This is a genomic window from Streptomyces sp. CAI-85 (genome assembly GCF_013363615.1).
Taxonomy (GTDB): domain Bacteria; phylum Actinomycetota; class Actinomycetes; order Streptomycetales; family Streptomycetaceae; genus Streptomyces; species Streptomyces antibioticus_B.
Genome location: NZ_JAANNX010000107.1, coordinates 1 through 9,643, shown reverse-complemented (window position 1 = coordinate 9,643; position 9,643 = coordinate 1). Strand labels below are relative to the sequence as shown.

13 protein-coding genes are annotated in these 9,643 nt (G+C 70.6%); 3 read left to right on the top strand and 10 right to left on the bottom strand.

Going from position 1 to position 9,643, the window contains the following annotated elements; genetic code table 11:
• Both G6W55_RS36070 and G6W55_RS36065 read left to right on the top strand, forming a co-directional pair.
• Nucleotides 1-447: TrkA family potassium uptake protein (locus G6W55_RS36070; protein ID WP_175524846.1), on the top strand; the 447-nt coding region annotated here is incomplete at its 5' end.
• A complete protein-coding gene (locus tag G6W55_RS36065; RefSeq protein ID WP_030789910.1) occupies nt 447-1,118 on the top strand; it encodes a TrkA family potassium uptake protein in 672 nt (223 codons plus the stop codon). The genes G6W55_RS36070 and G6W55_RS36065, both read left to right, overlap by 1 nt.
• Nucleotides 1,119-1,215: 97 nt before the next feature.
• On the opposite strand, the gene G6W55_RS36060 is transcribed toward G6W55_RS36065, so the two are convergent.
• The 7 genes from G6W55_RS36060 to G6W55_RS36030 form a co-directional block, all read right to left on the bottom strand.
• Nucleotides 1,216-1,965, bottom strand: coding sequence for a DUF3159 domain-containing protein (locus tag G6W55_RS36060; RefSeq protein ID WP_085212914.1), 750 nt, complete (start codon nt 1,963-1,965; stop codon nt 1,216-1,218).
• A 3-nt stretch (nt 1,966-1,968) separates the two neighbouring features.
• On the bottom strand, nt 1,969-2,367 hold the full coding sequence (locus G6W55_RS36055) for an OB-fold nucleic acid binding domain-containing protein (protein ID WP_037875712.1): 399 nt from the start codon (nt 2,365-2,367) through the stop codon (nt 1,969-1,971).
• A 58-nt stretch (nt 2,368-2,425) separates the two neighbouring features.
• Nucleotides 2,426-3,130, bottom strand: a complete 705-nt coding sequence (locus tag G6W55_RS36050; RefSeq protein ID WP_175524845.1) for a response regulator — start codon at nt 3,128-3,130, stop codon at nt 2,426-2,428.
• A gap of 121 nt (nt 3,131-3,251) precedes the next feature.
• Nucleotides 3,252-4,430: an alginate lyase family protein gene (locus G6W55_RS36045; RefSeq protein ID WP_175524844.1), complete on the bottom strand. Its 1,179-nt coding sequence runs from the start codon at nt 4,428-4,430 to the stop codon at nt 3,252-3,254.
• Nucleotides 4,431-4,592: 162 nt separating this feature from the next.
• Nucleotides 4,593-5,360, bottom strand: a complete 768-nt coding sequence (locus tag G6W55_RS36040; protein WP_030789924.1) for a DUF3710 domain-containing protein — start codon at nt 5,358-5,360, stop codon at nt 4,593-4,595.
• 1 nt (nt 5,361) lies between these two features.
• Complete coding sequence (gene dut / locus G6W55_RS36035) at nt 5,362-5,904, bottom strand: dUTP diphosphatase (RefSeq protein WP_175524843.1); 543 nt, start codon at nt 5,902-5,904, stop codon at nt 5,362-5,364.
• Nucleotides 5,901-6,485 carry a PaaI family thioesterase gene (locus tag G6W55_RS36030; RefSeq protein ID WP_030789930.1) on the bottom strand — a complete coding sequence of 195 codons (585 nt, stop codon included), beginning with the start codon at nt 6,483-6,485 and terminating at the stop codon, nt 5,901-5,903. The genes dut and G6W55_RS36030 overlap by 4 nt, the downstream gene beginning before the upstream one ends.
• Before the next feature lie 58 nt (nt 6,486-6,543).
• Between G6W55_RS36030 and G6W55_RS36025 the strand changes: the two genes are divergently transcribed.
• Nucleotides 6,544-7,014, top strand: coding sequence for a DUF3093 domain-containing protein (locus tag G6W55_RS36025; protein WP_175524842.1), 471 nt, complete (start codon nt 6,544-6,546; stop codon nt 7,012-7,014).
• Nucleotides 7,015-7,236: 222 nt separating this feature from the next.
• Here the strand turns inward: G6W55_RS36025 and G6W55_RS36020 are convergent, their stop codons facing one another.
• From G6W55_RS36020 to G6W55_RS36010, 3 genes are all read right to left on the bottom strand, one after another.
• Entirely contained in the window at nt 7,237-8,184 is a 948-nt protein-coding gene (locus G6W55_RS36020) for a hypothetical protein (protein ID WP_175524841.1), read from the bottom strand.
• A 13-nt stretch (nt 8,185-8,197) separates the two neighbouring features.
• Nucleotides 8,198-8,494: a DUF4193 domain-containing protein gene (locus G6W55_RS36015; RefSeq protein ID WP_003993510.1), complete on the bottom strand. Its 297-nt coding sequence runs from the start codon at nt 8,492-8,494 to the stop codon at nt 8,198-8,200.
• 396 nt (nt 8,495-8,890) lie between these two features.
• The coding region (locus G6W55_RS36010; protein WP_175524840.1) for a cell wall metabolism sensor histidine kinase WalK at nt 8,891-9,643 on the bottom strand (753 nt) is incomplete at its 5' end.

Sequence of the window (9,643 nt, the reverse complement as noted above, 5' to 3'; positions counted from 1 at the left end):
GGCGACAACTCCAACATCATCGCCGCCCGGGTGGCCCGCGAGATGTTCGGCATCGAGAACGTCGCCGCGCGGATCTACGACCCCCGGCGCGCCGAGGTCTACCAGCGCCTGGGTATCCCGACCGTCGCCACGGTCCGCTGGACGGCCGACCAGATGCTGCGCCGGCTGCTGCCCTCGGGTGCCGAGCCGCTGTGGCGCGACCCGACCGGGGGCGTCCAGCTCGCCGAGGTGCACGCCGACGAGTCCTGGGTCGGCCACAAGATCAGCACGCTCCAGGAGGAGACGGGCGTCCGCGTGGCGTTCCTCACCCGGCTCGGCGAGGCGATCCTGCCGACCTCGCAGACGGTGCTCCAGGAGGGCGACCTGGTGCACGTGATGATGCGCAGCGACGACGTGGAGAAGGTCGAGGCGTCGTTCTCCGAGGGCCCGAAGGAGGACGGTCACTGATGAGAGTCGCCATTGCCGGTGCCGGTGCGGTCGGCCGCTCGATCGCGGGCGAGCTGCTGGAGAACGGCCATGAGGTCCTGCTCGTCGACAAGGCGCCGACCGCCATCTCGGTCGAGCGCGTCCCGCAGGCGGAGTGGCTGCTCGCCGACGCCTGCGAGATCACGTCCCTGGACGAGGCGGCCCTCCAGCGCTGCAACGTCGTGATCGCCGCGACCGGCGACGACAAGGTCAACCTGGTCGTCTCCCTGCTGGCGAAGACGGAGTACGGCGTCCCGCGCGTCGTCGCCCGCGTCAACAACCCCAAGAACGAGTGGCTCTTCAACGAGTCCTGGGGCGTCGACGTGGCCGTCTCCACCCCGCGTCTGATGTCCGCCCTGGTCGAGGAGGCGGTGAGCGTCGGCGACCTGGTCCGGCTGTTGCGCTTCAGCCACGGCGACGCCAACCTCGTCGAGCTGACCCTCCCCGAGGAGTCGGCGCTGGCCGGCACGCAGGTCGGCGATGTGGAGTGGCCCGAGGACACCTCCCTGGTCACCATCATCCGCGGCACCCGGGTTCTCACCCCGACCCGCGAGGACTCCCTGGAGCCGGGCGACGAGCTGCTGTTCGTGGCCGCCCAGGCCCGGGAGGAGCAGTTGGAGGACCTGCTGTCGGTGCGGCGCGAGGGAAGCTGACCCCGACGGCGACACCGTTCGACCGCCGAAGTGCGACGAGGAAGGGCGCCCCGGATCAACCGGGGCGCCCTTCCTCGTCGTAGTGGTGCGGGCGGTCTCAGCCCTCCCTGCGGTGCCGTCCGCCGTTGGCGTCGGCGGCAGCGGCGGCCTTCCGCTCCTCCTCGGCCTTCTCCTTCGCCTCCAGCTCCGCGAAGACGTCGATCGGCGCGGGCGCCTTCGCCAGGAAGACCCAGGTCAGCCAGACGGCGAGCAGGAACGGCGGGATCTTCAGCGCGACCAGCACCCAGCCGAACTGGGTGGTGTCGGCCCACCAGTACAGCGGGAAGAGGATCGCGCACTTGGCGAGCAGGATCAGACCCCAGGCGTAGCTGGCCTTGGCGTACGCCGCCTTGCGGCCCGGGTTGCGGGTGCGCCAGGAGAGGTTCTCCTTGAACACCGGGCCGAGGATCAGCCCGATCAGCGGGACCCCGCACAGGGTCGTGATGATGTAGGCCAGCCCCAGACCGAGCGTGTAGAGCATGCCGGGGAGATAGAAGTCCTTGGCGTTGCCGGTCATCATCGCGAAGACGACACCGAAGGCGACGCCGAACACCCCGCTGAAGGCGTGCTTGACGGTGTCCTTCATCGCCAGGCGGACCACGACCAGGATCACCGAGACCACGAGGGCGGCGATCGCCGCCATGTGCAGGTCCTTGTTGATCGTGAAGATCGTGACGAAGAGCAGGCCGGGCATCACCGTCTCGACCATGCCCCGCACCCCGCCGAACGCCTCGAACAAGGCAGCCTCGGTCACCGCCCGGGCGTCGTCCTGCTGAGTGTCTTCGGTCGGCTTGTCGAGCGACGTCACCGGCTACTCCCTACCGAGGGGTCTCAGTTCGTACTTCGGGTTGAAGAGCACCCGGCGGCCTCTGCTCATGGAGACACGGCCCGATGCGATGAGCCTGCGCCCCGGTTCTATGCCCACGATGGAACGCCTGCCCAGCCACACCACGTCCAGCGCGGCGGTGCCGTCGAACAGCTCCGCCTCCAGAGCCGGGACACCGGCCCTCGGCCGCAGGGTGACCGTGCGCAAGGTACCAGTAACCGTCACTATCTGGCGGTCCTGGCAGTCTCCGATGCGGATGCAGCCGGCCGTTTCGGCGTCCTCTCGCAGCTCCTCCGACTCCAGGTCCTCCTGGGACGAGGAGAGCCGGTCGAGCATGCGCCGGAACCGGCCCACCGGCTTTTCGGAACGAGGAACAGCACTCATATCAGAAGCGTACCGGTGCCCGCCGACACCGCCGTACCCCGCGGTACGAGCACTGGCACTACCGTTCGAACCGGTATCCCGTGCCCGGTTCGGTGATGAGGTGCGCGGGGCGTGCGGGGTCGGCCTCCAGCTTGCGTCTGAGCTGGGCCATGTAGACCCGCAGATAGTTCGACTCCGTCCCGTACGACGGTCCCCACACCGCCTGGAGCAGATGTCTGCGGCCGACCGGCCGGCCCGCGTTGCGCACCAGCACCTCCAGCAGCCGCCACTCGGTGGGCGTCAGCCGGACGTCCTGACCGGCCCGGTGGACCTTCCCGGCCGCCAGGTCGACGGTGAACCCGCCGGCCTCCACGACGACGTCACGGTCCAGGGCCGCTTCGCGCACCGCGTCCCGCAGCCGGGCCAGCAGGGCGTCGATGTCGAAGGGCTTGGTGACATAGGCGTCGGCGCCCGCCGCGAGGGACTCGGCTCTCTCGGCCGGGGAGTGCCGGGCGGACAGGGCCAGGATCGGCGCCCGGGTCCGGTCGCGCAGGCCCTTGATCGCCTCGACGCCGTCCAGGTCGGGCAGTCCCAGGTCGAGCACGACCGCGTCCGGCCGGTGGGCGGCGGCCAGCTCCAGGGCGGTGACGCCGTCCGGCGCGGTGTCGACCTCGTATCCGCGGGCCCGCAGGTTGATCACGAGGGCGCGCAGGGTCTGCGGCTCGTCGTCGACGACGAGCACCCTGGCGGCGGTCCGGGGACGCTCCCCGGCGGGGTTCACCATGCGGCCTGCCTCTCTCGGCTCCCTAGGACCATGGTCCCCCGGCCGGGGCCGGCCGGAGGGGGTGAGGGGCGCCCGCTCCGCCGCCCCTCACCCCCTCATCGGACGAGACCCCCGGATCGGTTCACGCGGAGTTCCCAGCATGGGTCAGCGTCTCCCAGGCCACGAACAGGTTGTTGCTGCCCGCGGGACGGCCGCGCTCGGTGAGCGTCTGGGTGTTGGTCATCGCGACGCCGAGCCGGTGGTGCAGCGCGTTGAAGCCGACCTCGGTGACCGGCCCGAGCCCCAGGTGCAGGGAGCCCCCGCACAGCCAGCTCGGGACGGCCGTGCCCAGCTCGTACTTGGACTGGAAGCCGAGGGCCTGCCGCAGCCGTTCGCCGACATCGGTGCCGTAGAGGTCCTGGCCCTGGATGCGGCTGGTCTCGGCGATGTGGGAGATCGCGGAGATGCCGTAGCCGGTGTGGGTGAAGTCGCGGCAGGTCTCCTGGGTCAGGCCGGTGACGAAGGTGCCCTGGCCCTGCCAGTAGTTGACGATCTTCTCCCGGGTGTTGAGGTTCTGGCTCGGCACGGTCTTCGGCAGATCGCCGTCGGAGGCGAGGTAGACGTAGGCCGCGGTCCGGGTGCGGAACTTCCCCATGGCCTTGTCGTACGACGCCTTGTCCTCCAGGAAGACGGAGATCCCGACGGCGGCCTCCATCATCGACAGCTCCCAGTTGCCGTTGGAGTTGGAGCCGTTGATGATCTCGGGCAGATAGACGTCCCGGAGCATGGTGGCGAAGCGGCCGGAGTTCGGCCAGCCGCCGGTGTACGTGTACTTGATGATCTCCGCGGCCTTGGGCCATGAGGAGCCGGCCCAGCCGGTCTGGAGCGGGGCGTTGCTGTTGGTGTGGTCCCTGACGACCGCCGACCAGGCGTCCATGAGCTGGATGGCCTTCCTGGCGTACCGCTCGTCCCGGGTGATGTACCAGGCGAGGGCGTCGGTGTACGCGGCGATGGCGTCCTCACGCTCGTCGGTGCAGCCGTTGTTGGGGTTGGAGTAGGAGCCGCACTCGACGACCGCGCGGGGCTTGGGGGTGCGGTTCAGGTCGGCGTACTTGCTCGCCAGCATCTGGTCGAAGGCGCCCTTCCAGGGCTGGGCGCCGGCGTTGACCCGGGAGCGGGTGAAGTCCAACTGGCCCTTGGAGACGGTGACTCCGGGGTGGGCGAAGGTCGCGGGAGCGGCTTCGGCCGCGGTGCCGGCGGGCAGGGCGAGGACTCCGGCGAGGAGGGCGATGACGGCCGCGAGAAGTGGGGTTCTGCGCATGCGTGGGGGGCCTTCCGTTCTCGTATGTGAACGTGAAGCGCCTTTATGAACAGGCGCGCTGAGCCGAGACGGTAGGTACAGACCAATCCGACGTCAAGAGTTCACACACGAGCAAGGGCCGCATCCCGCACGGGATGCGGCCCTTGCCGTTTCTCGGGAGCCTCAGCGGACCTCGGTGATCTCCGGTCCGCGCTGGAGCTGGCCCATGCCGCCGGAGAAGCGCGAGCCCTCCTCCTGCTGCTGGACGCCCTCGGGCACCATCTGCGCGTCGTTGGGCAGCTTGAGGACGATCGGGTCACGGGGGGCCATCGGGCCGTCGCCGCGGACCACGACCGTGTCCCGGAAGATCTGCTCCAGCAGCCCGGCGGCCTGCGGCTGCACCGCGCCCTGGCCCGAGATCACTCCGCGCAGGAACCAGCGGGGGCCGTCCACACCGACGAACCGCACGACGTGGAAGCCGCCCGTGCCGTCGGGAAGCTGCACCGGCACCTGGGCCCGCAGCTCCCAGCCCAGGGGGCCCTCGACCTCGTCGATGATGCCGCCCTGCTGGGTGATGCCCGAGCCGATCTCCTCGCGCACCTCGCCCCAGATGCCCTCGCGCTTGGGCGCGGCGAACGCCTGGAGCTGGATGGCGCTGTCGCGCAGTACGACGGTGGCGGCGACGATCGCGTCACCCGCGACCTCGACCCGCAGCTCCATGCCGTCGACGCCCGGCACGAACAGACCGCCCAGGTCCACCCGGCCCTCGGCCGGGTCGCGGACCTCCGAGTCGTCCCACGGCCCGTCGGGCCGGGGCTCCGGCTCCAGCCGCACACGCTCGCGCGGGCCGGTCACCTCGTCGTCCGCCTCAGTGTCGACACTGTCGACGACCTGCTCGGCCTCGCCGGCCGCGTTCTCGGCGGCACCCTTCTTGTTGCGACGTCCGAACACGTCACTGTCCTTCCCGGTCGGATACGACCGAAGCGTATCGATACCCACCCACACTGCCGCCCACGGCGGCCTGACCGCTTGCACCGTCCACCGAGGCGTGGCCGCCGGTGGACCCGAAGCCCCCCGCGGCCCGAGCCGAATCGGGAAGCTCCGCCACCTCCTGGAAGCGAACCCTCTCGACCTGCTGGACAACCAGTTGGGCGATCCGGTCGAAGCGCTCGAACCGCACGGACTCGCGCGGGTCGAGATTCACCACGATCACCTTGATCTCTCCACGGTACCCGGCATCAACCGTCCCCGGGGCATTCACGAGCGCGACTCCGCACCGGGCGGCCAGCCCGGAGCGCGGGTGCACGAAGGCCGCGTACCCCTCGGGCAGCGCCACGGAGACGCCCGTGGGCAGGACCGCCCGCTCCCCCGGGGCCAGTTCGCACGCCTCGGTGGTGCGCAGATCGGCGCCCGCGTCCCCCGGGTGCTCGTACGACGGAAGCGGTACGTCCGGGTCGACCCGGCGGATCAGGACGTCCAGCGGGGCACGGCTCACGGGTTCACCTCGAAGGCGCGGGCCCGCCGGATCTGGTCCGGGTCGCTCATGGCCGCCTGGATCTCCTCCTCGCGGCCGTGCTGCACGAAGTGCTCCACGGCGACCTCGATGAAGAGCGCGTCCGCGCGCACGGCGACGGGACCCTCGGGGCCGCCGATCCGCCCGGTGGCGGTCGAGTAGATCTTGCGCCGGGCCACCGCGGTGACCTCGGCCTCCAGGTACAGGGTGGTGCCGACGGGCACCGGCCGGACGAAGTCGGTCTCCAGCCGTCCGGTCACGGCGATCGTCCGCAGGAGCCAGTTCAGCGAGCCGAGCGTCTCGTCGAGCGCGGTGGCCAGCACCCCGCCGTGGGCGAGACCCGGGGCGCCCTGGTGGGCGGCCTGCACGGTGAACTCGGCGGTCACGGTGACGCCCGCGCCGGCCCGCGCCTCCAGGTGCAGCCCGTGCGGCTGACCGCCACCACACCCGAAACAGTGTTCGTAGTGGGCGCCGAGAAGCTCGCCCGGTGCGGGGGCGTCGGGATGACGGACGGGTTTCCCGGCGTCGGCCGGGGGCTGAAGAGCTGCGGAAGTACCACTCACAGCCGCAGACCTTACCCGCGCGTCCGCCCGGCCCCGACACCGTGCCAAGCTTGCTTCCATGCAGCTCTCCGCCACCCCGTACGAAGAACGCCTCACCGCCCCCCGCTCGTGGTGGCTGGTCTCGTTCCTCGTGGGCGTCTCCTTCGCCCTGATCCTGCTGCCGTTCGGCACCCTGCCGCTGCTCGGCGGGCTGGTCGGCGGCACCGCGGCCGCCGCGGTCGTGGCCAGCTCCTACGGCTCGGTCCGCATCCGGATCGTGGGCGACTCGCTGATCGCCGGGGAGGCGAAGATCCCGGTCACCGCGCTGGGCGAGGCGGCGGTGCTGGACGCGGAGGAGGCGCGCGCCTGGCGCACGCACAAGGCGGACACGCGCGCGTTCCTGCTGCTGCGCGCCTACATTCCGACGGCGCTGCGGGTGGAGGTCACCGACCCGCAGGACCCGACGCCCTACCTGTACCTGTCGACCCGGGACCCGAAGCGGCTGGCGGCGGCCCTGGTGTCGGCCCGGGAGGCCGCGGCGGCGTCCTAGGGCCTCTCTTTCGGATCTTGCCGGGGTCGCGGGCCCTGGCACGCGCATCTGCGGCGTTGTCGTCGGTTGTCAACGCTCCGCGTTGCCGCCCTCCTCCGCCTTGCAGCTACACGCACCAGACCCCGCTCGGGCCCGCCGAGACGCACCGTCACCCGGAGCCGGCCAGATCCGAAAGAAAGACCCTAGCCGCCTCCCGGTCACCGGGCCGGTACCGTCACCGGGCTAGTAGCCCAGCTCCCTGGGATTCCCGGGGAGCTTCTTCATGTCCAGGGCGTCCGCGGGCTCCTCCAGGCGCGGCAGGTCGGGCAGCGCGTCCCAGGGCACCTGGGCCTTGCGCAGGTCGGTGCGGATCTTCGCGGCCAGCTTCCGGGTGTCCCGCCGGTTCATGAGCGCGCCGACGGCGGCACCGACCAGGAACGGCATCAGGTTGGGAAGGTCGCGGACCATGCGCTTCATGATCTGCTGGCGCAGTTCGCGCCGCATGGGGCCGCCGAGGGCGGCGTTGATGGTGGAGGGCTTCAGCGGGTCCACCCCGCGCTCGCCCGACCAGGAGCGCAGATACGCGGTGCTGCGGTCCTTGAGGTTGCCGGGCGGCCGGAGGCCGTACACCTCGTGCAGTTCGGCGATCAGCTTCAGCTCGATCGCGGCCACGCCGGTGATCTCCGCGGCCAGTTCGGTGGGCATCGCGGGCGGTACGGGCAGCATCGCGGCCGCGCCGATGCCGGCGCCGACCGTGGAGGTGGCGTTCGCCGCGCCCGCCACGAGTTTGTCCGCGAGTTCCTCGGGTCCGAGGCCGGGGAACTGCCTGCGGAGCGTCTGGAGGTCGCGTACGGGGATTCTGGGGGCGATCTCGATGATGCGGTCGGTCAGGTAGGCAAGGCCGGCCCTGGCACGGTCACCGCCCTTGCGGACGCCTTCCCGGGCCAGGTCTACCGCCTTGTCGCGGACCACCGCGGCCCGTCGCCTGGCGACGGGTGCGGTCTCCTCGCCGGGCACCGGGTGGTCGGCCCGGTCGCCCGCCGCCTCGAGCGAGGCCGATCCCGCGGGAAGTACTTCCTCGCCGGATGAGCCCCGCTCGTCGTCACGCACGCCGTGAGGGCCTTCCGCGGGCCCTTTGTCCGCTCCCCGCGACAGGAAGCGGCGCTTCCGGGAGGGGGTCGAGCCAGTCACGGCCGACCCCGCCTCAGTCGCAGTCGCGGCAGATCGGCTGGCCGTTCTTCTCGCGGGCCAGTTGGCTGCGGTGGTGCACCAGGAAGCAGCTCATGCAGGTGAACTCGTCCTGCTGCTTGGGCAGGACGCGGACCGCCAGCTCTTCGTTCGACAGGTCCGCGCCGGGCAGTTCGAGCCCTTCCGCGGCCTCGAACTCGTCCACGTCCACTGCGGAGGCGGACTTGTCGTTCCGCCGGGCCTTCAGCTCCTCAAGGCTGTCTGAGTCGACGTCGTCGTCGGTCTTGCGTGGGGTGTCGTAATCGGTAGCCATTTCGCCTCTCCCCCTCTGGGTGTCTGCGGTGTCTCCAGCGCACGTAACGCGTGAGAGGCCGGACTTGTGCCCGCCTCGAGGCGGAGATTTTGCCTCACATCAAGGTCTGTTACTCAATCGACACCCAACCGGACTCCTCAAGAGTGATCGGCTTGGATGGCGATCGGGACCGTACACGGTCCCGTTGCCGCACCTCAAAGGCGTCTCACCGTGTACTTCCCGTGATCAGGACCCCCGAAAACCCGGATTTTCCGGGCCTTCCGGCAGGCCACATGATCACGGAGAGTAGATGGCCGGAAATTCGCCCTTGTGATCGATCACACACGGAGATGCGGGGGGTGAGCCCTGAAAATTCCGCGCAAAGCGAACATCCCCGCGTGTGTCGGCGACATGATCTCAGACCGGCAGGGTGACCCGCATCACGAGACCGCCCCCTTCCCTCGGCTGCGCCGTGATGTGGCCGCCGTGCGCCCGGGCCACGGACCGCACGATGGACAGCCCGAGCCCGACCCCCTTGTCGCTGCCCGTGCGCTCCGTGCGCAGCCGCCGGAACGGCTCGAAGAGGTTGTCGATCTCGTACGCCGGCACGACCGGGCCCGTGTTCGAGACGACCAGGACCGCCTGGCCGTGCTCGACGTCGGTGGTGACCTCGACCCAGCCGTCCTCCGGCACGTTGTACCGCACGGCGTTCTGTACGAGGTTCAGCGCGATGCGCTCCAGCAGCACGCCGTTGCCCTGGACGACCGCCGGCTTCTGCTCGCCGCGGATCGTCACCCCCTTGGCCTCGGCCTCGCCGTGCACCTGGTCGACGGCCTGCCCGGCGACCTCGGCGAGGTCGACCGGCTTGCGCTCCACTATCTGGTTGTCACTGCGGGCGAGCAGCAGCAGGCCCTCCACGAGCTGCTCGCTGCGCTCGTTGGTGGCCAGCAGGGTCTTGCCGAGCTGCTGGAGCTCCACGGGCGCGCCCGGGTCGGACAGATGCACCTCAAGGAGCGTGCGGTTGATCGCCAGGGGCGTGCGCAGCTCGTGCGAGGCGTTGCCGACGAAGCGCTGCTGGGCGGTGAAGGCCCTCTGGAGCCGCTCCAGCATGTCGTCGAAGGTGTCGGCCAGCTCCTTCAGCTCGTCGTCCGGGCCGTCCAGCTCGATCCG